Source organism: Lutibacter citreus, assembly GCF_003260195.1.
GTDB lineage: Bacteria > Bacteroidota > Bacteroidia > Flavobacteriales > Flavobacteriaceae > Lutibacter > Lutibacter citreus.
Genome location: NZ_QEIH01000011.1, coordinates 55,464 through 80,407, shown reverse-complemented (window position 1 = coordinate 80,407; position 24,944 = coordinate 55,464). Strand labels below are relative to the sequence as shown.

The window sequence follows — 24,944 nt, the reverse complement described above, 5'->3', positions numbered from 1 at the left end:
CTGATTAACAACTTTTTAAAAATTACTATTTTTTATAATTTTTAGAATAACACAGCAATAATTAAACCCGTATTTAACTGATTTTAAAGTTATTAACACTACTTAAAGGTTACACAATTGATTTCAACCTTCTTTTGCAACCATCCAAGCCTCTAATATTATATAATCGTTAACAATTTTTTTTTACATTTGTTTTCTCATTAAATTAACTAAATGTCTGAAAAATCAATTCAAAATGATGACATATTATTAGAACGATTAAAATCTGGGGACAACCAAGCTCTTACAGAAATTTATAACGCTTATTGGAAATCACTTTTTTTATCATCTTATTCTTTATTAAAAAACAAGGAAACCAGTGAAGATATTATTCAAGATGTTTTCTTAGATATTTGGAAGAAAAGAGAACAGTTAAAAATAACAATTTCTTTAAAAGCTTATTTATACGCCTGCACAAGATATAAAGTTTATGATTATTTTAGAAAAAACAAAAAAGGTATAAACGTAGATTTAATTGAAAATTTAAATACACGTGCCTACCAAGCAACTCCAGCAACTAAATTAATGCATAAAGAATTGGTTGAGCATATTGAAACGGTGGTTTCTACACTTCCTAAAAAATGTAGAGAAATTTACCTTTTAAGCAGGGAAGAGCAGTTAAGTCATAAAGAAATTGCACAAAAACTTAATATTTCTACAAAAACCATTGAAAGTCATATTACAAGAGCATTGAAAACTTTAAGAACTTCTATGGGAGGTCTTATTAGTTTAGAAATGGTTATTTGGCTGCACAGCCACATAAATTAGGCTATAAATTTCTTCTTTCAACCTCAACCTATTTTCCATATTACTTAAAAATCAAAAAAATTAATTTTTTTTTAAATAAAAACTAAGGGATACTCCCTTTTAATTACACTAATACTACAAATACCTTAATTATTTTAATAAATAATGAAACAAGAAAAACTAAATAAGGAAATATTTCTAAAAATTGTGGATAATTTCCTTAATGGTAATAGTACCATTGCTGAAGAAGAAATACTCATTAATCATTATGAAAGTTTTCAGAATGATAATGAATGGGAATCAGAACTTGGTCTTGAAGAGGATGTAAAACAAAGCATTCATTCAAAAATCTTAAGTAAAATAAATAACGAATCTAAAAAAGAACCAAAAGTAATTAGTTTCAACTTTAAAAGATTCTTTAAATATGCAGCAGCGATATTAATTGTATTTTCTACTGGATATTTTTTAATAAACAACGAATTAACTGATAAAGCTCCTGTTGTTACTAAAATTAAAAACAACATTCCAATAGGAACAGACAAAGCATCACTTACTTTAGAAGATGGCTCGGTAATTTCTTTAGAAAAAGGTAAAATATATAATAAAGAAAACGCTAAAAGTAATGGAGAAAAAATTGTTTATACCTCTAAGAAAATTGCTAAACATAGACGTGTTAAAGAAAAACCAACTTATAATTATTTAACAATTCCAAGAGGTGGTGAATTTTTTGTTGAATTAGCAGATGGAACTAACGTATGGTTAAATTCAGATTCAAAAATAAAATACCCAACTAAATTTGTACGAGGTGAAACACGTACAGTTGAATTGCTTTATGGAGAAGCCTATTTTGAAGTTTCATCTAGTGATTTACATAATGGAGATAAATTTAAAGTATTAAGCCAAGAACAAGAAATTGAAGTACTTGGAACCGAATTTAATATTAAAGCTTATAAAGAAGAAGATGCTATTAAAACAACTTTAGTTGAAGGTAAAATAGCTTTAAAAGTTGATGCTGTAAATAAAGTATTATTACCCTCTCAACAATCGGTTTATAATAAAAATAGCAAAAAAGTAGATTTTAAAGAAATTGATGTGTTAAATGAAATTTCTTGGAGGTACGGAGAATTCAATTTTAACAATAAAACATTAGATGAAGTAATGACTGTTTTATCTAGATGGTACGATGTTAAAATAGATGTTCAAAATAAGGATAATCAAAAATTTAGATATATAGGAACCTTAGGTAAAAATCAAAATATAGAAATTATTCTACTTACATTAAAAAACACTAACAATTTAAAATATAAAATAACCGATGAAAAAATAATCATAAAGTAAAAAAAAGGGGATTAAAGTATATACCGGCAAGTAACAGCTTCCTCCCCCTTAAGTGAATTAACCAATTAATGTTTAACTAACACATTACAAATTTATGGAAATTAAATTTACCCATGCGTTTTTCTTAAAAAATCGCTTATTAAAAAGAATTATGAGATCCTTTATTTTCTTATTCTGTGCACTAGCGTTCGGATTTACTCCTAGTACGAGTTTGTCTCAAAATGCAAAAATTACTATTGATACAGATAAAACCATCACAGTTGATGAAGTTTTTAAACTCATTCAAGATCAGACTGACTATAAATTTATTTATAGAGAAGATTTATTTAAAAATACACCTATGGTGAATGTGCAAGAAGGCACAATTAAGACGTACAAACTTTTAGATAAAAGTCTAGCGCAGAGCGATGTACAATACAACTTTTTAGAAAACACAATAATTCTTTCTAAAAAACCTATTGTAAAAACTTTAGTAGAGGTTCAACAAATTACCATAACAGGTACAGTAAATGATGTAAATGGAGAACCAATACCAGGCGTAAATGTTTTAGTTGGCGCAAAAGGGAGTACCACGGTAAGAGGCGTTGCTACTGACATTAATGGAAAATATAGCGTTAGAGCTTCAAAAGGTAAATTTATTAGATTTTCATACGTTGGTTTTTTAACTCAAGAATTTGAAGTTACCGATAAATTGGTAATTAATGTTGTATTAACTGAAGCTTCCTCTAAACTTAATGAAGTAGTTGTTGTAGGATATGGAACTACTCAAAAGAAAGACCTTACAGGATCTGTAACTACTGTTAAAGCTTCAGAAATTGAGCAAATAAAATCACAATCTGTTGAAAGAGCTTTATACGGTAAAGTTCCTGGTGTAATGGTAACTGGTTCAGGGCAACCAGGTTCAAGTGCTTCTGTTAATATTAGAGGGCTTAGCCAAATAAATGGAGATAACCAACCATTATATGTTATTGATGGTATCCCAATGAATATTAATGCAAATAGTAGAAGCCGTGAAGGATTATTAAGTGTTGGTGGTACACAATCCAATCCTCTATTAGCTATTAACCCTGCAGATATTGAAAACTTAACCGTTTTAAAAGATGCATCTGCAGCCGCAATATATGGTTCCAGAGCCGCAAATGGTGTAATTATTGTCACCACAAAACGTGGTAAGAGAGGACAAAAGCCAAGACTGAATTTTGCCGTAAATACAACAATTCAAAATCCACAAACAAAATATGAGTTTTTAAGTACAGACGAATATAAAGATTTTTATAGTAAGCAAGCACAAATTGCCTTAGACAATAGTGGAGCGCCTGATAATCTTTTACCTATATACTTTCCAAATCAATATAATATTGTTAACGATCCAGATAATTATTTTGGAACAGCAAATACTGATTGGCAAAAAGAAGTTCAAAACGAAAATGCCATGTGGAATGACTACCGTATGAGCCTTTCAGGAGGAACAGACAATGTAAACTACTATATGTCAGGTAACGTACAAGATCAAGAATCTGTATTTATTAATGATAAGTTTAAACGTTATTCTTTTGCAGCAAACATAGATGCAACAATTACAGATAGATTAAAAGTTGGTGCATCTATTAATTATAACAATTCTATAAGTAAAACTTCAGATATTACTAGTTTTAGATATGCTGGAGCTTTTAGACCTGATGTTCCTGTTTTTGATGAAAATGGAAATTATACAGATAATGGAGATGTAGTATTTGAAGTCCCAGACATGAATCCTGTTGGACAGGATGGACGAGTTAGAAATGAACTTCAAAGAAAAAGTATTCTTACTAGTATTTATGCTGAAATTGACATTGTAAAAAACCTAAAATTTAGATCTCAATTTAGTGCAAACCAGTCTAATGATGAAGTAAATAATTACTCACCATCATTTACAATTGATGCAGCTCTTGCGGGTTTAAATGGAAATTTAATTTCTTATGGAGATCCTGCTATTGGAATTCTAAAAACCCAGCATAACAGCACTAAAAACATCATATTTACAAACACTTTAACGTATAAAAACACATTTAATGAAGTTCACAATATAAATGCTGTTGCGGGTTTATCTTGGGATAGCACGGAGAATGAGGCTGTTGGTGTTAATTTTGCAGGATTCCCAGACGACTTTGTTTTAGTAAACCCAGAATCGGCTACACATGTTTATGATGGAAGTAGTGATTTTGCTCAAAAGGCGTTAAATTCAGCTTTTGGAAGAATTAATTATAATTACGATGATAAATATTTAGTAACTGCAACTGGTCGTTTAGATAGATCCACTCAATTTGGGGAAAACAACCAAACTGGATTCTTTCCTTCTTTAGGTTTGGCTTGGAATATGCATAATGAAAATTTCCTAAAAGATAACAAAACTATTAGCTCAATGAAGTTACGTGCTACAGCTGGTAGAACTGGTAACGACAATTTACCAGCCTTCCTATTTACCCCTGTATCAGCTGTTGAAGGTGGATATGGAGCGCCTACTTTATACAATGGTCTTAACGGATTTAGATTGCAAGGAGTTTCAAATAATGGAATACGTTGGGAAGAAACAGATCAAATAGATTTAGGAATAGAATTGGGATTATTTAACAATCGTTTAAATGCAGAAATTGTTTGGTTCAATAAAAAAACATCTGATCTTATTTTATTAACACCTATTTCGGCACAAACTGGATTTGCAAATTATTATTCAAACATTGCTGATGTAACTAATAAAGGATGGGAAATATTAGTAAGTGGAGATATTTTTAGAAACGAAGACTTAACATGGAACTCTTCTTTTAATGCTTCTTTTATTACAAATAATGTAGATGCTTTAAAAGGTGGTCAATCCGACAGTTACAACAATTATGGCGTTGCTGAAGGGTATCCAATTGGAACCGTTTTCGGTAGAGATATTGCTGGAACAGCACAAACACAAGCTGAAATAGATGCTTTAAATGCAGGTGCCCCTGACGGACAATATGACACTGCATTACAAGCTCCTGGAGACTTTATTGCAAGAGATATTAATGGAGATGGTGAATATACTGATGCTGATCAAGTAAGGCTTGCAGATGGTAACCAACCTAAAGTATTTGGTGGTTGGAACAATACATTAAGTTATAAGAATTTTAACTTTAATTTTAACTTTTCTTATGTGCTAGGTTTAGATAAAATAAGAAGTCCAGATGAATTCTTATCATACTTAGATTTTAATCGTGTACCTAACTACATTCGTAGTGATGTTATGAATGCTTGGACACCTGAAAATCCAGATGCTAAGTATCCGAGAGCAGGATCACGTTTCTGGCAAAGTAGCAATTCTCGTTTTGTTTCGGATGCCTCATACTTATCTTTACGTTCTGCTTCAATAGGCTATAATATACCTTCGGAAGTATCAAAAATGCTTGGTATTAGCAACGCTAAATTTACATTCACAGGAAATAACTTGTTTATTATTCATAACTACGATGGACCAAATCCAGAATCTATTACAAGAGGTGTAAATAGTGACTCTACAGTTTCCGCTGCCTCTGATGGTGGTTGGGGATATCCAAATATCCAAAGCTTTACTTTAGGTTTAAATGTAACATTTTAAAAAAATTAAAACATGAAAAAAATTATAAAATATATAAGCATTTTGGGCGTAGTATTGGTATGTTTCACTTCGTGTGAATTGACTACCCCTATTGATGAAATTGAATTACAATACCAATTAGAAGCAGAAGCTGCCATTAGTAATGAAGGGTCAGCAGATTTAGCACTAGCTGGGGCCTACTCTAGTTTAAAAGAAGAACCAACGTTTATGTTAGGTGTACCAAGCGCGTTAAGCGGTTTAGCTGGAGTTGCCGGCGCTTATTATAAAGATGAAATTACTTCTTGGATGGCAAATGAACCCTTGAACAAGGAGGAAGCAGGTGATAACCTAACATTTTCTGGAATGGCTGGTCTTTATAGAGCAATTAATGATGCCAATTGGATTATTGAAAAAGTTGGTGAATTAAATGAAGCGAGTTTTTCAAGCCCACAACGTAAGGCTGAAATGTTAGGAGAAGCTTATGGAATTAGAGCATTATCTCATTTTTACTTATTGCGCTATTATGGTCAATGGTATGATACCTCTTCTATTTATGGTATTGCATTAAGATTAGAACCTATTAGAGATGGTAGTGCTTTACCAAGAAATACAGTGGCCGAAACGTATGCACAAATTCATAGTGATCTTGACTTTGCTATTACAAATGCTCCAGATTTAAATATGAATAGCGGTTATATAAATAAAATTGGTGCAAGAGCAATAAAAGCCAAAGCTTATTTATATGCTGGTGATTATGGAATGGCTGCTAGCACAGCAAAAGCTTTAATAGATGGGGCTGGAGGAACATATGGTTTATCTCCAACATATAATGAAATTTTTGATAATACCTCACAAGCAATATTTAATAATCCTGAAATTTTATTTGGATTAAGAGGAACATTACAAGCTCCATTACCAAATACAGTATGGGCTTTCACTTACACAATAAATGGTGCATATACTGGTAATTTATCAGCTGGATCAATGACTGTTGGCTCTCAAACTATAAATTACGATTTAGATAGAATTAATAGTACTATTGGAGGTGGTTTTTATGGCCTAACTACGCTGAAGGTTCCAAGTTTCTTCGCTGATGGTGAAGACGACTCTCTTGTATATTATGCTCGTATGGCTGAAGTTTATTTAATTTATGCTGAAGCTGAAGCTCGTAATTCTAATAGTGTTACAACCGATGCTTTAGATGCTTTAAATGCAATTAGATTAAGAGCTGGTGCAACTGATACTGGAGGAGATGGATTTGAAATTTACCCAGATTCAATAACTTTAGATCAGTTCTTAGAAGCTGTAAGAATTGAAAAAACAGTTGAATTATTAGCAGAAACAGGTGAAGAATGGTTTGATATAGTACGTTATGATTGGGTAGATGGTTTTGGAACAGGTTTTCAAGTATCTGACTATAAACCATCGGCAACAAATTCTGATAAATTCATTTTGCCATTTTCAAGACTTACTCTTGAAGCTGGTTTTAATATAGAAATTCAAAATCCTAGCTACGAATAACTTTTAAAAATATCCTATTGGATAGATTTATTCAATAGGATATTTTTTAATATAACAATTATTAAAATTATATTAACATACTGTTTACCAACTATTTAATTTAAATAATTCATTTACGTTAACATTTTATTGTATTAAAATACTATCTCAAATTAATATTGAGGTTTAATCTGTAATTCCTAAAAATCAAATAAAAATGAAACAATTTATTATACTTCTATGCTGCTCTTTAATGGTACATAGTTTACACTCACAAAATTGTAAGGTTTTAATGAAAGGTATTAATAAAACGTATACAGGAGATTGTAAAAAAGGTAAAGCTAATGGTACGGGAACAGCAAAAGGTGAAGACCTTTATATAGGTTTTTTTAAAAAAGGATATCCTGAAGGAAAAGGAATCTATACTTGGAAAAACGGTGACTCATTTGAAGGTTATTTCAAAAAAGGAAAAAAAGCTGGTCAAGGTAAAATGATTTATAAAACAGCAACACTAAAAGATAGTATTGTAACCGGTTTTTGGAAGAACGATGTTTATGCTGGAATCTATGAGAATCCATATAAAAAACTTAATAACTCTCCGAATGTAACAGGATTAAGATTCACAAAAACTGATGATAATATTAAAAGAGTGCGACTTTATGTTAGAGAGGATAATACATTAATCCGTAATCCACAAATAAATGTTGTTGCACATCATGGTTTATATCAAGAATTACGAGCTCAAAGTGATTTTGTTGAATTAACCAATGTTACTTTCCCTCTAAAATTAAGGGCAACTTACGGAAGAGAATTTATTGAAATAGAAATTTTCGAATCTGGAAATTGGGATGTTCGTGTAACTATTGAAAATATTAAAGGTTTAGAATAACAAGTATTACACTTTAAACTCTTGATTTCTCACTCTTAAAAAGTTCAACAAAATGAACTAAATATAAATTTTTTAAGAAATTTAATGGTACAACGCTTGTTTTACCAAATATCAATTAAACTAACTTAATAAAGTTATCAAATGTTAATGACCTTAAAAATAAACTTAGATAATAAATTATGGTTTAAAAAAATCTTAATTTTAGTTATAATCTTGTTTACTATTACTTCTTGTAAACAAGAACCTATTGCTAATTATGCCATTTTATCAGGTATAATTAACAATGCAGAAAACAATCAAATTCAAATTAGCTCAATGTTTACTTCAATAAGTGTAGACACTGTACCTAAATATAACAAAATATTAAAATTAGATGATACAGGTTCATTTTCTGATACCATTTATTTAAATAATGAAAAAGACTTTTTTCTTGGCCTTTACAGAAATTCAGCATTACTTCATTTAACACCAGGAGCCAACTTACAAATAATAGGAGATTTCAAAGATGCCAGCAAATTAAAATTTAGCGGAACTAATGCTAATATAAACACCTATTTTCATAAGAAATCTCAAATTCTAGATAAATTTGAAGCAAGAGGAAATGACACTTATAAAGTATATGAGAAAGAATTTATAAAGCAACAAGAAGCCAAATACAATGAATATTTAAACTTATTAAATTCAAGCTCTGGCTTATCTGATGAATTTATTAATAATGAAAAAAAGGATATAACCTATAGAAATATTCAAAGTTATATTACTTATGATTCTCGTTATAAAATGGTAATGGGCGAAGATAGTCCAAATTTAACTTCACTTATTTATAACAAAATATCAAACTTCGATTATCAAAATATTGATGAATACAAACGGTCTACACATTATGCTTTTCTTTTAAGATCTTATTATCAATATGCTTATGAAAAAACTACAGATTTTTGGGCAACCGACCCTATTGAGTTTCTTAAATTTATAACAAAAACAGTATCAAATAAAAACATTATTCAAGAACTTTTTATGTTATATGCTCCCTATGGAATAACAAAGACTAAAGAACTTGTAGCATATTATAAAATGTTTAATGAAAACGTTTCTAATAAAAGATATAGAGATGTAATTACTACACAATATAACGATTTGGTTAAGTTAATTCCAGGACAACCTTCTCCTGAATTTGTAAACTATAAAAATGCAGATGGCGGTACCAATTCACTAACCGATTTTAGAGGAAAATATGTTTATATAGATGTATGGGCAACTTGGTGTGGACCGTGTAAAGAGGAAATTCCATTTTTAAAGAAAGTTGAAGATGCCTACCATGGTAATAAAAACATTGAATTTTTAAGTATTTCTGTTGATGTTAAAAACAACTTAAAAAAGTGGCAAAACTTTGTTAAAGACAATAAACTAGGTGGTGTTCAATTAATAGCTGATAAAGATTTTAAGTCTGAATTTATTCAAAAATACCAAATACAAGGAATTCCAAAATTTATTTTGTTAGATAAGGAAGGTAACATAGTAGCTTCTGATGCGCCAAGACCTTCAGACTTTGAATTAATAACTCTATTTAACGAACTCGAAATTTAGAATCGTAAATGTTAAAATTTCAAATATTATTCTTAAAAACAACAATTACTTAATAAACTATAATTAAATGAACAAGTATATTTTCTTAGTGCTAATTTCAAGTTTTATTTTCAGTTGTAAGGAAACTCCAGCTAAAATTAATAAAACCATAGTTTTAAAAGGAACTATAGTAAACTATGACCAAGATACCTTATATATGAATAATGTTTCTTCTGAAGATATGTTATTTAAAGAAGAGATTCATAGCATTACATTAAAAGAAAAAACAAATTTCAACTATACATTTGAGTTAGAAAAACCTACTTATTTTCAAATAGGTAGAACTTTTTTATACCTATCTCCTGGCGATAGTTTAGTAGCAAATTTAGATACAAGAGATCGGTCATTTGCATCTTATAAAGGAATTGGAGAAGAAGCAAATAACTACTTAACAAATGTACCCTATCCTAAAGGTGGATCTTTTTGGGGAGACAGAGAAATTTCTTCAAAAATAAAAACTTATAAAGAGGTTCCTGAAGCATTTAAAAAATCTTTTGATAACCGAATGAATGAACTTAGCGGTTTAACCAATGTTTCCGAAGATTTTAAACAATTGGAAAAAACTAGGTCTAAATTTGATTATGTTAATTCATTAGGCAATACGTTCTATTTATACTATGGTAACGTAAGAAAGGGAGAAATTACCCAAGAAGAAATGGCTTCTAAAATGGAAGAAGCAAACAAATATCTTACCACTTTTAAAAAGCCTTTTTTAGACGATTATAATAATACAGACTACCTTCAATTAGAAGTTTTTCAAAATATATTATACCTATTAAAAGATGAAGATTTTAGAAAAAAACTTGAACTTCCAGAATTAAATACAACTTTAAAAGAGTATACAATTACTAGTGAATTATTAAATGAATTAAAATATAATGGCTATTCAAATCAATTAGCAGAAAAATTAAAAGAAGGCGCTGAAAAAGTAACAGATCCAAATTATGCTGCTGTATTGCAAGATGTTCAAAAAGCATACGAAACCATTACAAAAGGAAAACCAGCTTCAGATTTAACTTTTACAAAACTAGACGGCAGTAAAATTAATTTAAGTGACTATAAAGGTAAAGTAATTGTTTTAGATCTATGGGCAACCTGGTGTGGACCATGTATGCAAGAAAAACCTTTCTTTGAAGCTCTTGAAAAGGAATATCACGGTAATGAAAATGTGGAATTAATTTCACTTTCTATAGATACTGAAAAAGTTTGGAACAAATATTTTGAAAAAAATAAAATTGCTGGTAACCAACTACAAATAAATAGAAGTCAACTTACCAATTATAAAGTTGCTGGAATTCCTAGATTCTTCGTAATTGATAAAAACTTTAATATAGTAGATGTGTTTGCACCTCTACCCTCTTCTGGAAACCTTGAAAAATTAATTAAACAATACATATAACATATTATAAAATGAGAAAATATACCACCCTAATTTTAGCACTTATAGTGCTTTGGTCTTGTAAAAATGAAACTCCTGTAAACTATGTTTTACTTTCTGGTAACATAAGTAATACCAATGGAGGCGAGCTAACTATTAGTTCATCAAACGGTTTTTCAAAAGCCATTAACGTAACAGACACCGGTACGCTTTCAGACACTCTTTTTATTGAAGAAAACGACATTTACAACATTCGTTTTGAGCAGGTTAGATTTACATCTTATTTATCTCAAGGAGCAAATATTCAATTTGAAGTGGATGCTAAAAAACCTTCTAGCACCTTAAAACTTACAGGAGACAATGCAGATTTAAACAATTATTACGCCTATAAAATGGGTAAAGATTTTGATTTTATGATGGACCGAGAAGGAAGTTATAAAGTTGAAGAAAGCGCTTTTGAAACTAAAGTAATGGATTTTCAAAAAGACTTGGAGAGCAAATTAGAAACTGTTAAAAATATTCCTGAAGGCATTAAAGCAAAAGAACTACGTGCCATTAACTATAGCAGATTAGGTAAAAAAGGAAATTACGAAAGAATGTATGGTTATTTAACTGAAAATAAAGATTTTAAAACTTCAGATGCATTTAAAAAAGAATTAGAGGAAATCTCTTTAGATAATGGTGATGACTACTTATATTCTTCAGATTACCAACAAATGGTAAGTAGAAAAATACAGGAAAAAGCATACAGTTTTTACCAAAATGATTCATTACCTTATAAAGAAGCAAACGCAAAAGCAATTTCTGAAATTGAAAATGAAACCATAAAAAATGGTGAATTATACAAAGGCATTTCTATGATGTTACCAATGTCTTCTGATAAAGATAAAGACCTAAAAGACTTTTTAAATGCTTCTACAAATCAAAAACACATTGCTAGTGTAAAAGAAATATTTGAATCTTTAAAAGTATTAGATGCAGGTCAACCTTCCCCTAAATTTACAAACTATGAAAATTACGCTGGTGGAACAACCTCATTAGACAATTTAAAAGGTAAATACGTATATATTGATGTTTGGGCAACTTGGTGTGGACCTTGTAAATATGAAATTCCATTTTTACAAAAAATTGAAAAGCAATACCACGGTAAAAACATTCATTTTGTTAGTATTTCTACAGACAAGCAAGATGATAAAGAAAAGTGGAAACAAATGATTTCCGACAAAGAAATGGGTGGCATTCAATTAATAACAGATAATGACTTTAATACATCTTTTATAAATGATTACAAAATAATGGGAATTCCTCAATTTATTTTAATAGATCCCAACGGAAATATTGTGCAAGCAAATGCTCCAAGACCTAGTGAAGAAAAATTGATAGCATTATTTAATGAACTTGGTATATAAGTGTGAAATTAAAATGAATTCATTTTAACATTTCTTTAGCAAGGGGTACAGCCAATTACATACACTTTATTAATACAAATTAAGTCAATAAATTTAAAAAAATGAAAAAATTCTTTAGCACAATTTTATTAGCAACCTTTACAATGGTTTTTATTGCTTCTTGCAATTCTGAAAAAAAAGAAAATAAACACCCAAATCAATTTATACTAAAAGGCGAAATTAAAGGATTAACAGGCAACTTGTATTTTAGACATCCCGATAAAGAATACACACGAGAAACACCAAGTGATTCTATTGTAATTAAAGATGGAAAAATTCAATTTTCTGATACCATCTCAAAGTTAACATTAATTACAGCATATCCTTCATTTACAGGTGAGGACAACAAGCTATTTAAAATACCAAAAGGTGGACGAGGAATGTTTCCTGCAAAATGTGCTTATTTAATGTTTTATGCGTTTCCTGGAGCTGAAATTACTGTACAAGGTGAAGCTACAGATTTTATGAATGCTTACCCTAGTGGTGATGAATTTAATAATAGTTTGGCTGCTGCAAACAAATTAACTTTCCCTAACTACAACAAAATGGGAAATTTAGCTGTAAAAAATACGTATGAAACAGATTCTTTAGTTATTAAAGCAAATGATAAAAAGGCAGAAGAAGTATTTAAAAAAAATACGGATGAATTGATAGCTCATATTAAAGCAAATCCTAAATCTTTAGCAGCTGCTTGGTATTTAAACGATATGTTGTTACGTACTCAAATTGATGATTTACAAGCTGAAGAATTATTTACTAATCTTTCAAAAGATTTATCAGAATATGAAGATTATAAAAATATAGCTACTAGAATTGAAGGTATAAAAGCAACAGCAGAAGGTTCTCCTGTACCATCTATTAAAACTACAGCTACTTTAGATGGAAAAGAATTTGATATTAAATCGTTTAGAGGAAAATATATACTAATCGATTTTTGGGGTATTTGGTGCGGACCTTGTGTAGCAGAAATGCCACAAGTAAAAGAATTTCAAGAAAAACATAAAGAAAAACTGGTTGTTATTGGAATCAATTCAGGAGACACTAAAGAAAAAATTCAAAAGTTTGTTAATGAGCATGAATATACTTGGCTTCAATTAATGAGTGATAAAGCAAATACTCCCGATAATTTTGTTAACCGTTTTAATGTACAAGGGTTTCCTTCCAAATTCATAATAGATCCAAGAGGAAATATTGTAAAAAAATATTTAGGAGGAGGCGAAGAAGCTTTTGAACTTTTAGAAGAATTGTTAACCAAATAAAAAGATTATTATGAAATTTAAATCAGTATTAGTTGTATTAACTCTTTTCGCATTCTTAACATCGTGTAAAGAATCTGTAAAAGAAGAAAAAATTGATGGGTATGTTATTTCTGGAACCGTAAAAGGTATTGATAATGTTTACATAAAACTTACAAACACAGGTACTAGAGGTAGTAGTGATTTTAAAATTATTGACAGTGTTCAAATAACAAACGGAAAATTTAGTTTCAAGGGAAAAGTTGACAATGTTGATATGGTAAGTGTTAACATAGATTCTAAATATCATGGAAGGTTTATGCTAGAAAATAGCGTTATAAATATTGACATAGATGTAACCGACCTAAATGAAAGAAATTCGTATTTCACTCCAGTAGTTAAAGGTTCTAAAAGTCATGATGTTTTTGCTTCAATTGAAGAAAAATCGTCCGCAATTTTTTCCGAGGAAAAATACAAACCAATTGATGAGCTTACAACAATGTTTGCTAAAGCTAAAAAATCGAAAGATCAGCATGATATGGATATAGCATTAGCAAAGCAAAAAGAACTAATGCCTTTAATTGAAGAAAGAAGTAATGCCTATTCAAAAATTAAATTAGATTTTGCTAGAGAAAATCCAAGTTCGCCTGTAGCTGTTCAAGTTTTAGGGTATCAATATTCTGAAGGTAGAATGACTAAGGAACAATTAAAGGAATTTTATCATTTATTTAAAGGTGAAGCTGTAAAAACGGGATTCTATAAATATTATATGACCAAAGTTTACAAAGATAATTTTGAAAATTTAGGTGTTGGTAATACAGCTCCAGATTTTACTTTAACTTCTGTAAATGGTGAAAATATTACTTTATCAAAAGTTGAGGCAAAATATAAACTAGTAGACTTTTGGGCTTCTTGGTGTATTCCTTGTAGAGCTTCTTTTCCTCATTTAATAGAACTTAGAAAACAATACAAAAAAGATGGATTTGCAATAGTAGGTATAGGAACTGCTGATGAAGAAGCAAAATGGCGTAAAGCTATTGAAGAAGATAAAACACCATGGATTCATGTATTTGATACTAATGAAAATCGTTCTTATGGTCCTGTTGCAAAATTATATGGTGTACCATTTTTACCAACAACTTTTTTAATGGATAGCAACCAAAAAATTATTTTACGTAACCCAACAAAAGAAGAATTGGATGCTAAGCTTAAAGAATTATTTGGGCATTAAAAAAATAATCTAATAAAATTTTAATATGAAAACTTCCAACCTTTTTAAATTAGTAGTAATTGTACTTTTTATAGTTAGTTGTAATGAAAAACCATTAGAAGCTGGAAAATATCGTATTAATGGAACAGTAACTGGTTTGGATAATGGAGAATTATATGTCTCTAATTATCCGGATCCAGTAGATACAATTACTGTTGAAAATGGAAAATTTACAATTGAGAATATTTTAAAAGAAAATATAGGTCAAATTAGTTTAATGAAAGATGCCAATCCGCGGGGAATGGATAATAAAACTATTGGAAATTTCTTTATTGAGCCTGTTATTATGAACTTAAATTTAGATTATAATGATTTTTCAAAATCGAAACTAATAGGTTCTAAAACTCAAGATGACCAATATCGTTTGGAAGCTATTCTTACTGAAATTGCTAAAGATTATAAAAAAGAACAAGAAAATTTTGAACGTATTGCTCAAAAATATAGAGAAAGAAGCTCTGCTGGAGCAACTGCTGAAGAATTGGAAGCTATAAAATACGAAGACAACGAAGCTAGAGAAAAATTAGCTCCAATGTGGAATAAACAAAGTGAAGCCACTTTACAGTTTATTAAAAACAATCCAAAATCGTTTGTTAGTGTTCAGTCTTTAATATTTCAATTAGGAAATATAAAATATAATGAAGCAAAAACTTTGTTAGATCAATTTGACCCAGAACATCTTAAAATAGGTTTAGGACCAAGGTTAATTGAAGAAGTTGAAAACATGCAAAAAGGAGTTCCTGGTGCACTGGCAGGAAATTTTAATACCACAGATATTAATGGTAATCCATTAAAACTATCCAATTTTAAAGGAAAATACCTTTTAATAGATTTTTGGGCATCTTGGTGTGTGCCTTGCAGAAAAGGGAATCCCCATTTAATTAGTTTATTCAAAAAATACAATCCAAAAGGCTTGGAAATTTTAGGTGTTTCTGATGATGATAGTAACCCAGATAAATGGCGAAAAGCTGTAGAAAAAGATCAAATTGGTATTTGGCATCATGTATTAAGAGGTATTAAAATGAAGGACGGAAGACCCGACTTTAATGATAGATCTACCGATATTAGTGATGGGTATAACATCAGTTCTTTACCTACAAAAATATTGATTGGACCTGATGGTGTAATAATTGGCAGATATGGCGGAGGCGGCGGAACCGATGAAGATATGGATAAAGATTTACTTGAAATATTTAAAAATTAAACATATAATTAAACGTTTATTCTAAATGAAAATTCAATTTAATCTTAAATTATTACAAGCATTAAGTTTAATTGTCTTAATTATTTCAACTAGTTGTAAAGAAGACATTAAACACGATGGTTATTATATATCTGGTACTGCAAATTACCCAGACAATACACAAATAAAACTTATTGAAAATTTGCCTGGTATGTTAACTGGAAAAGTTATTGATAGCACGCTTATAACAAATAACCACTTTGAATTTAAAGGAAAAGTTGACCACGTAGATTATGTTAATATTTCGGTAGATTCAAAATATAAGGGTAGTTTTTTCCTAGAGAATAGTGAAATTAATATAGCCCTGGATAATAACTCCTTCACTCCTATTATCACTGGTTCAAAAATGATGGATACTTATAATGAAATACAAGCAAAAATTTCAGAAGTATATCAACAGAAAAAATATGATACAATAAATAAAGTTAGTGTAGAAATAGGAAAAGCTAAACAATCCGGTGATAAAAAACTTTTGGAAAAGGCACTGGCCGATTTAAATAATATCTTGCCTTTAGAAGAAGAAAGGCAAACAGAAGCCAAGAATATTAAATTTAATTTCATTAAAGCCAATCCAAATTCTCCAATTGCAATCCACGTTTTAGGATACACTTTTATTGAAGGAAATATGAGCAGAGATGAATTAAAAGAATATTACCCGCTATTTACTGGAGATGCTATTAAAACGTTTTTTTACAAAGAGCATATGACAAAAGTCTATAAAAATGCCTTTGAAAATTTACAAGTTGGTACAATTGCTCCTGATTTTACCTTACCTACAACCACAACTAACATTACCTTATCCAAAGTAAAAGCTAAATATATTTTAGTCGATTTTTGGGCGAGTTGGTGCGTACCGTGCAGGGCTTCATTTCCACATTTAAAAGAATTGCGAAAAAAATATGCAAAAAATGGAGATTTTGAAATAGTTGGAGTTGGTACAGCCGATCCTAAAGATAAATTGCTAAAAGCCATTAAAGAAGATAATACTCCTTGGATTCACGTATTCGACATTGCTGAAAATCATCAATATGGTGAAATTGCCAAAAAATATGGTGTCCCGCACCTACCAACAACATTTTTAATTGAATCAAAAACTTTAAAAATTATTCTTAGAGATCCGCGAAAAGAAGAACTAGACACTAAATTAAAAGAATTATTTGGACATTAATAATCATAAAATTAACAATATGAAAAACATTACACACACAATACTTCCACTATTAGTTTTTATAGGAATAGCATTTTCTTGTAAAGAAGAAGTTAAGGAGATAAAACAAGAAGGTTATTCAGTAACCGGAAACGTAAAAGGACTACAAGAAGCTACTATTAAATTGTATGAATATAATTTTGCAGACAGAGGCGCTGCTCCAATACTTATTGACAGTACATTAATTTCAAATGGAAAATTTGAATTTAGCGGAGTTATTGAACATCCTGACATGGTATCAGTGAGAATTGGAGATGAATTTAATAGCGACTTCTTTTTAGAAAACAGCAATATTTCTTTAGAATTTGATACTTCAAAATCCGAACATGGTCGATTAAAAGCTACAGTAAAAGGCTCTAAATTAAATGATGAGTATGAAGCTCAACAAGCTAATTTAGATAGCATTACTAATCAAGAAAAGTTTAAACCTTTAAATGAAATTAGACCAAAAATGACGGAAGCTTATGATTCTAAAGATGATGCAAAAATTAAAGCATTTCAGGAATGGAGAGCTCAGTTTAGTGATTTAGAAGATCAAAGATTAAATGAACGTGTAGATTTTATGAAACAATACGTTCTAAGTCACCCAGAATCACCAGTAGCGCCTTGGGTTTTAGGTTTTCAATTTAGTGAAGGTAGAATGTCTAAAGAGGAAATGAAAAAATTCTATCCAATTTTTAAAGGCGCTGCTAAACACACATCAATGTTTAAATATTACGAAAAAACATACGACGATATTTTTAATAGTTTAGGTGAAGGCTCAATTGCTCCCGATTTTAAATTGAATGATGTAAATGGTACTGAAGTAACCCTTTCTAAAGTAAATGCTACATACAAATTAGTCGATTTTTGGGCTAGTTGGTGTGTGCCTTGTAGAGCCTCTTTTCCACATTTAAAGGAATTGTATAAAAAATATAAAAAAGATGGTTTTGAAGTTGTAGGAATTGGAACAGCTGATGAAGAAGCAAAATGGAGACAAGCAATAGAAAAAGACCAAATTACTTGGGTGCACTTATATGATCCAAGTGAAAACCATCAATGGGGTGTTGTAGCAAGATTATACGGAGTTCCATTTTTACCAACTACATTTTTAATGGATGAAAATGAAAAAATAATTCTTAGAAATCCATCAAAAGAACAATTAGACGCTAAGTTAAAAGAAGTATTTGGCCATTAATAATGCTAATTAATATTTAATAAAATGTTTAAACACATAGTTACCATAGTAGCTTTTTTAGCTTCAATATATGTTGTTCAATCACAAGAAACAACTATTAAGCTAGATGCACCAAACCATATGAATCCGGTGAGCGTTGGAGCCACAATTATTAATGGTGAAATACCAGGAGAAAAAACGGTTTTAATTAAAACCAACATTATGGGAGGTTATCATATTTATGCTTACGTACCTAGCGGAGAAGCATATATAAACTCCGAACTTGGAATAGATGTAATTAAAGGAGTTGAATTAGTTGGTGATTGGGAAAAATCAGCTCCACAAACGTATCCGGGAAAAAACCATCTTTTAATATATAAAAATGAAAGCACTTTTAAACATAAAATAAAAGTTGGAAAAGAAGTAACAAAGGGTACAAAAATTAAATGCTGGATATACTACCAATGTTGTGATGCCAGAATTTGTTTTCCTCCAAAAAAGAAAGAAATTGAATTAACCTTATAAACCATATATAATGAAAAAAATTATTAAAAATATAGCAACTCTTTGCTTGTTGTTCATTTTTGTTACAACCAGTTATGGTCAAACAGAAAAATCGAACCTTAAAATATTATACGTTGGTAACAATCCAGATAAACCATTATCTGAAAGAGAAATATCTAGAATATCCAGCAATATGGATAGAGCTAAAGAGTTTAGAAAGACAAGAACACCTGACTTTAAACAATTCTTAAATCAATATTTCAATAAAGTAGATGTAGTTTTTAATGATGATTTTAAAGAAGAAATGTCTGCTGATTATGATGTTACTATTATTGATGCATATTTAACGCCGTATGAAGGTGGTTATGTTAAAGATTCTACAGGACAAATAACGGGTTATGAAACAAGAAGATTTTTAACCGAAAACTATCATGATGCAACTATTATGATTGGTGAACCATCTGCATTTATTGGTGAAGGTCGTGAATTAAAAATTGACCATTTATGTTTGTGTTTAGATGCGCATGCACACGGAATGAAATTAGAACACCCAATTTTTAATGAACCTTATAAAATTGATATTTCTTATGAAGATGTAAAATATACTGGAAACTATAAAGTACGTTATGGCGGTCGTAATTTAGGAGAATCGCAACCAATGTGGCGCATACAAACTGAAGGTTATAGAGAAGGAAAAGGATTCCCTGTTGGGTTAGTTTCAACCGGCTATAATTTTGATAATGGTATTGATGCTGAATGGATTTCTAGTGGAACTTGCGACAAAGGCATTGAAGCTACCGCTATTGGTAGACACGCCAATTTTTTACATTGGGGTTTTGCAGCTGCACCAAAATATTTAACCGAAAGTGCTAAGCAAGCATTTATTAATGCCATTCATTATATAGCACCTTTTAAAGGAGCCGAACAAATTACTCGTAAAATTAAAGGTGTTCAATTAAAAAAATATTTAAGAGAGCAACAATGGACCTTATCTGATGAAGGATCATCTCGTTGGTTGGCATACATTGCTGAATCTGATAAAAAATTCAATGAAGAAAAGAAAAAAATTCAAGCAAAGAAAGATGCAAGTAAAGAATTAACAAAATTTGAAGAAATGTCATTGCAAATGCCTGAAAGAAATGAAACTCGTGAATGGACAATTAGACATGAACCTCAAGAGTTAAAAGATAAGTTTGGTAAAGATTGGGAAGCTTACGAAAATTATTATAAAGAAAATATGGATTATTTCTATCCATTAAAAGAAGGCTGGTATAAATATGACGTAGATGAAGATGCTAAATCACTTGGAATTGCAAATAACGACATAAAACTACTTGAAAAAGCAGTAAAAATGTTATCAAATAAAGAGCAATCTGAAATGGCCAAACGCATACTTACACGTTATACAAATGAATCGTTTGAAACAGCCAAAGAATGGGAAAAATGGCTTAATAAAAACCATAAGAAACTGTATTTTTCAGAAGGAGATGGTTATAAATATATTGTATTGCCTTAATATTTTTTGAAAAACCCAATTTAATTCACTTTTAAAATAAGTTACAATTGAAAAAAATAAATCTAATATTAGTACTTATAACAGCTATTTTAATAAGCTGTAATACAGAAAAAACCTCGTACAAAATTAATGGTACCATTAAAGGAATTGATAAAAACACACCAATAATTTTAATGAATTTTAAACAAGATACTTTAGCAACTACAAAGTTAACAGAGGGCAAATTTTCATTTAGTGGAACTGTTAACGAACCAACAGAAGTATACGTAACCTATGGTAACCCCTACTCTTCTTTAATTTTAGAAAACGATGATTATTCAGCAGCTATTAATATTGAAGATGATAAAACTTTTCAATTTAAAGGCGGAAAATTAAACACGCTAATAAATGCATATAAAGAGTTTCCTGAATTTATAAAAAGTGATAAAGCATTAAGAGATCATGTAAAATTGTACGATCAAATTAATGAAGAAGATAAAGAAGCAATGACTTTGTTTATGAACTCATATGATGAAAAAAACAAAGTGGTTTCCGATATTAAATTAGATTATTTAAAAGGAATTGTAGAAGGAAAATATTCAGGAATAGAAAAATTTTATGGGTTAAAGAAAGCTGGACAAAACTCGGGATATTCTTATAAAAAACGTATTGAACTTACTAAAGAATTTCAGCAAGGATATGAAACTTATAAACCAATGGACAATTATATTGCATCTTTAGAAAATGCTATAAAAATTGAAACTATGAGTAAAACAGTCGCAATTGGAGCTGATTTTAAAGAAGTTATCGCCAGCACAAAAGATGGGGAAACTGTAAAATTAAGCGACGTTATAGCTAATAACGAATACACATTATTAGAAATGTGGGCTTCTTGGTGTGGACCTTGTAGAGGCGAATTCCCTAATTTAAAAAAGGCTTACTCTCATTATAAAAATAAAGGTTTTGAAATTTATGGTTTATCTATTGATGAGAAAAAAGATAAATGGTTAAAAGCCGAAGCTGAAGAAGAAATCCCTTGGATAAGTGTGGTAGATTTTACTGGTTTTAAAAGTAAGGCTATTTTAAATTATGGAGTTCGTGGCATTCCTTCAAGCTTTTTAATTTCTAAAGAAGGAAAAATTGTAGCTTCTATGAATGAAGTAAGAGGTACAAATTTAGATGACAAACTAAAAGAATTATTTTCAAAAGAATAATTAGTATTTTAAAGTATTAATTCCTTTTTAGCTATATATGAATGCATTAGCAAAACTTTAACATTTCAAATTAGGGGTCACAAAGTAAAAAACCGACCTATATAAAAACCATCTTTCATTAATTTTGTTTTTATTGAATTAATTACTATACCAAATGAAAGATTTTAATTATGGGTTGCTTTATGTGACCCTTTTTATTCTAAAAACGAAAAAAATTAAAATTAAATTTTAACTATGAGCAAAATTTTAAAATCAGTATTACTATGTTTTTTGTTTATTACAACAGTAAATTCTCAAAACATAAATTTATCTCAAGAACTTCCACAAGACCCTTTAATTAGAAAAGGAGTTTTATCAAATGGAATGACTTACTATATTCAAAGTTCAGATGTTACTAAAAATGTAGCTAGTTACTATATTATTCAAAATGTTGGTTCCATTTTAGAAAAAGACAACCAACAAGGTTTAGCTCATTTTTTAGAGCATATGGCATTTAACGGAACCAAATCATTTGAAGGTAAAGGTATTTTAAATACGTTTCAGAAACATGGATTAATTTTTGGAAAAGACATTAATGCTTATACTTCCTTTGATGAAACTGTATACAATATTAATAATGTTCCAACAACACCAGAGCTAATTGATACTGGTTTACAAGTTTTACATGATTGGTCTAATTATTTATTGTTGACAGATGAAGAAATTGATGCTGAAAGAGGTGTAATTAAAGAAGAATGGCGAACTCGACAAAATGGACAAATGCGTATTATTGAACAAAACATTGGCACAATGTTTAACCATTCTAAATATGCAAATCGCTTACCTATTGGCTTAATGGATATTGTTGATAATTTTGAATACAAAGCTTTACGCGATTTTTATCACGATTGGTACAGAACAGATTTACAAGCAATTGCAATAATTGGAGATGTTAATGTTGATGAAATTGAAGAAAAAATTAAATCTCAATTTTCTAAAATCCCAGCAATTAATAATCCAATAGAACGAATTATTGTTTCAATTCCAGATAATGCTGAAATGGATTTTAGCATAGCTATGGATAAAGAAGTAGCAACAGCTCAATTAAAGTTTAGTATTCGTAAAGATAAATCATTAAAAAATGAAACGGTAGCCGATTTAAAAGAAAGCTTATTAAACGGTATGGTATCTTCAATGTTAGGCGCTAGGTATAGAGAGGTAACTCAAAATCCTGATGCTCCTTTTTTAGGAGTACGCGCTGGCTATTCAGACCAAATGGTTAGAAAATATGGTTCTTTTGATGTAACTATTACTCCAAAACCAGAGAAACAGGCAGAAGCTTTTAAAACTGCCATGACAGAGTTAAATAGGGCTGTTAAATTTGGTTTTACACAAAGTGAAATTGACAGAACAATTAACCAATTTAGTAGTTTTTATGCAAATCAAATTAAACGTTCAAAAGATCGTTCTCATGGAGAAATTGCTAAAATATTTCAAAATAATTATCTTGAGAATGTAAGTATGACAAGCCCTGAACAGGAATTTGAGTTTGCCAAAGTTATTTTCAAAAATGTTACTTCACAAGATATTCATACTAGATTAAAAGCTCTTTACACTAAAAAAAACAGATCTTTAATAGTAACTGGAGTTGAAGGGAATGAGAATTTAACAAAAGAAAATGCACTATCAATTTTAAATGAAATTGAAATGGGTAATTCTATTGAACCTTATAAAGATGATTTTGCAGGTAAAACCTTAATGAACGGTGTAAACCTTCAAAAAGGAAGAATAGCTGCTATTGAAAAAAATGATGAAATTGGAGCAACAACTTATACATTAAGTAATGGTATAAAAGTACATTACAAGTACACTAACAAAAATGAAAATGATGTTAGCTTAAATGCTGTTAGTGATGGAGGTAAATCGCTAATTGCTGATGAAGATTTACCTTCTGCAGATTTATTAACTAACTTAATTCAAATGTCAGGAATTGGAGAATTTTCTCCTACTGAATTAAATAAAGTGATGGCTGGTAAAACCGCTAGTTCTAGTGTTAGTATTGGTAATTTAACAGAAGGAGTTTCAGGATCATCAGTAACAAAAGATGTTGAAACAATGTTACAATTAGTTCATTTACGTTTTGTAAAACCACGTTTTGATCCTCAAGCTTGGCAAGTATTACAAGGCGGAATTAAAAATTACTTAATTAGCCGTAGTCAAGATTTAAAAGAAAAAATTAAAGATAGTATCACAACTACTTTATATGGACCAAACAACCCTAAAAAAAGATTATTTAATAATGATTTTGTTGAAGATGTATCTTTTGAAAAAATGAAGCAAGTCTATAATAATAGATTTAATAATGCTGCAGATTTTGAGTTTTTTATTATTGGAGATGTAAACGAAGATGTTTTAAAACCTCTTTTAGCTAAATACATTGCAAGTATTCCAACAAATTCAATAAATGAAGAGTGGAAAGATAACACTGTGAATTGGGTTAATGATAAAATAGATAAAGATATCTACATGCCAATGGAAAACCCTAAAAGTAAAGTAGTGGTAACCATTAAAAATAGAATGGAATACAATCTGAAAAATTACTTTTTAGCCAAAACTTTAGGTGATATTTTACAACTTCGTTATAATGAAACACTACGTGAACAAGAAGGAGGAACTTATGGTGCCAGTACTTATGCCCATTTAACTAAAAAACCTTTTGGGCAAGCAATTGCACAGATTCAGTTTGATTGTAATCCAGAAAAAGTGGAACAGCTAGTTACAATTGTTCATTCTGAATTAAATAAAATTAAAGAAGGTGATATTTTACAAGAAGATTTAAATAAAACCTTAACTAATTATTTAAAAGAAAGAATAGATCTAAAAAATTACAATAGTTACCAGATGAGTTTATTAAGTAATTATTTTCTAGAAGGATATAATATGAACAAACCTGAAAATTTTGAAAATATTATAAATGGTATTAAATCTACAGATGTTCAAGAGTTTACGAAAAAACTAATGACTGGTGCTGAATCTTTTGAAATAGTATTTAAACCTAAAAAATAAGTTATTTATAAAGAATCTATTTTATATTGAGAT

At 29.7% G+C, this 24,944-nt stretch carries 17 protein-coding genes; all 17 read left to right on the top strand.

What is annotated here, in order from left to right:
- The first annotated feature begins 213 nt into the window (after nucleotides 1–213).
- The 17 genes from DAD81_RS19130 to DAD81_RS19050 all read left to right on the top strand — a co-directional run bounded on the left by DAD81_RS19130 (nucleotide 214) and on the right by DAD81_RS19050 (nucleotide 24,911).
- Nucleotides 214–807, top strand: a complete 594-nt coding sequence (locus DAD81_RS19130; RefSeq protein ID WP_111709925.1) for an RNA polymerase sigma factor — start codon at nucleotides 214–216, stop codon at nucleotides 805–807.
- A 144-nt stretch (nucleotides 808–951) separates the two neighbouring features.
- On the top strand, nucleotides 952–2,124 hold the full coding sequence (locus tag DAD81_RS19125) for a FecR family protein (protein WP_111709924.1): 1,173 nt from the start codon (nucleotides 952–954) through the stop codon (nucleotides 2,122–2,124).
- Between the two features lie 151 nt (nucleotides 2,125–2,275).
- A complete protein-coding gene (locus DAD81_RS19120) occupies nucleotides 2,276–5,725 on the top strand; it encodes a SusC/RagA family TonB-linked outer membrane protein (RefSeq protein WP_157961195.1) in 3,450 nt (1,149 codons plus the stop codon).
- 12 nt (nucleotides 5,726–5,737) lie between these two features.
- Nucleotides 5,738–7,225 carry a RagB/SusD family nutrient uptake outer membrane protein gene (locus DAD81_RS19115; protein ID WP_111709922.1) on the top strand — a complete coding sequence of 496 codons (1,488 nt, stop codon included), beginning with the start codon at nucleotides 5,738–5,740 and terminating at the stop codon, nucleotides 7,223–7,225.
- Between the two features lie 196 nt (nucleotides 7,226–7,421).
- Complete coding sequence (locus tag DAD81_RS19110; RefSeq protein WP_111709921.1) at nucleotides 7,422–8,093, top strand: hypothetical protein; 672 nt, start codon at nucleotides 7,422–7,424, stop codon at nucleotides 8,091–8,093.
- A 147-nt stretch (nucleotides 8,094–8,240) separates the two neighbouring features.
- Nucleotides 8,241–9,680 (top strand): TlpA family protein disulfide reductase, encoded by a 1,440-nt coding sequence (locus DAD81_RS19105; protein WP_157961194.1) that lies wholly within the window; start codon nucleotides 8,241–8,243, stop codon nucleotides 9,678–9,680.
- Between the two features lie 67 nt (nucleotides 9,681–9,747).
- Nucleotides 9,748–11,118: a TlpA family protein disulfide reductase gene (locus tag DAD81_RS19100; RefSeq protein ID WP_111709919.1), complete on the top strand. Its 1,371-nt coding sequence runs from the start codon at nucleotides 9,748–9,750 to the stop codon at nucleotides 11,116–11,118.
- 11 nt (nucleotides 11,119–11,129) lie between these two features.
- Complete coding sequence (locus tag DAD81_RS19095) at nucleotides 11,130–12,506, top strand: TlpA family protein disulfide reductase (protein ID WP_111709918.1); 1,377 nt, start codon at nucleotides 11,130–11,132, stop codon at nucleotides 12,504–12,506.
- Nucleotides 12,507–12,607: 101 nt separating this feature from the next.
- On the top strand, nucleotides 12,608–13,804 hold the full coding sequence (locus DAD81_RS19090; RefSeq protein ID WP_111709917.1) for a TlpA family protein disulfide reductase: 1,197 nt from the start codon (nucleotides 12,608–12,610) through the stop codon (nucleotides 13,802–13,804).
- A gap of 10 nt (nucleotides 13,805–13,814) precedes the next feature.
- Nucleotides 13,815–15,011, top strand: coding sequence for a TlpA disulfide reductase family protein (locus DAD81_RS19085; RefSeq protein ID WP_111709916.1), 1,197 nt, complete (start codon nucleotides 13,815–13,817; stop codon nucleotides 15,009–15,011).
- 25 nt (nucleotides 15,012–15,036) lie between these two features.
- The gene (locus tag DAD81_RS19080) at nucleotides 15,037–16,251 is read left to right on the top strand and encodes a TlpA disulfide reductase family protein (protein WP_111709915.1); all 1,215 of its coding nucleotides are present in this window, start codon (nucleotides 15,037–15,039) and stop codon (nucleotides 16,249–16,251) included.
- Between the two features lie 25 nt (nucleotides 16,252–16,276).
- A complete protein-coding gene (locus tag DAD81_RS19075; RefSeq protein WP_111709914.1) occupies nucleotides 16,277–17,458 on the top strand; it encodes a TlpA disulfide reductase family protein in 1,182 nt (393 codons plus the stop codon).
- Nucleotides 17,459–17,477: 19 nt separating this feature from the next.
- Nucleotides 17,478–18,674 carry a TlpA disulfide reductase family protein gene (locus tag DAD81_RS19070; protein ID WP_111709913.1) on the top strand — a complete coding sequence of 399 codons (1,197 nt, stop codon included), beginning with the start codon at nucleotides 17,478–17,480 and terminating at the stop codon, nucleotides 18,672–18,674.
- A 24-nt stretch (nucleotides 18,675–18,698) separates the two neighbouring features.
- Nucleotides 18,699–19,178, top strand: coding sequence for a protein-disulfide reductase DsbD domain-containing protein (locus DAD81_RS19065; protein ID WP_111709912.1), 480 nt, complete (start codon nucleotides 18,699–18,701; stop codon nucleotides 19,176–19,178).
- Nucleotides 19,179–19,188: 10 nt separating this feature from the next.
- Entirely contained in the window at nucleotides 19,189–20,673 is a 1,485-nt protein-coding gene (locus DAD81_RS19060) for a hypothetical protein (protein ID WP_111709911.1), read from the top strand.
- Nucleotides 20,674–20,720: 47 nt separating this feature from the next.
- Entirely contained in the window at nucleotides 20,721–21,866 is a 1,146-nt protein-coding gene (locus tag DAD81_RS19055; protein ID WP_111709910.1) for a TlpA disulfide reductase family protein, read from the top strand.
- Nucleotides 21,867–22,100: 234 nt separating this feature from the next.
- Nucleotides 22,101–24,911 carry a M16 family metallopeptidase gene (locus tag DAD81_RS19050; RefSeq protein WP_111709909.1) on the top strand — a complete coding sequence of 937 codons (2,811 nt, stop codon included), beginning with the start codon at nucleotides 22,101–22,103 and terminating at the stop codon, nucleotides 24,909–24,911.
- Nucleotides 24,912–24,944: the final 33 nt, after the last annotated feature.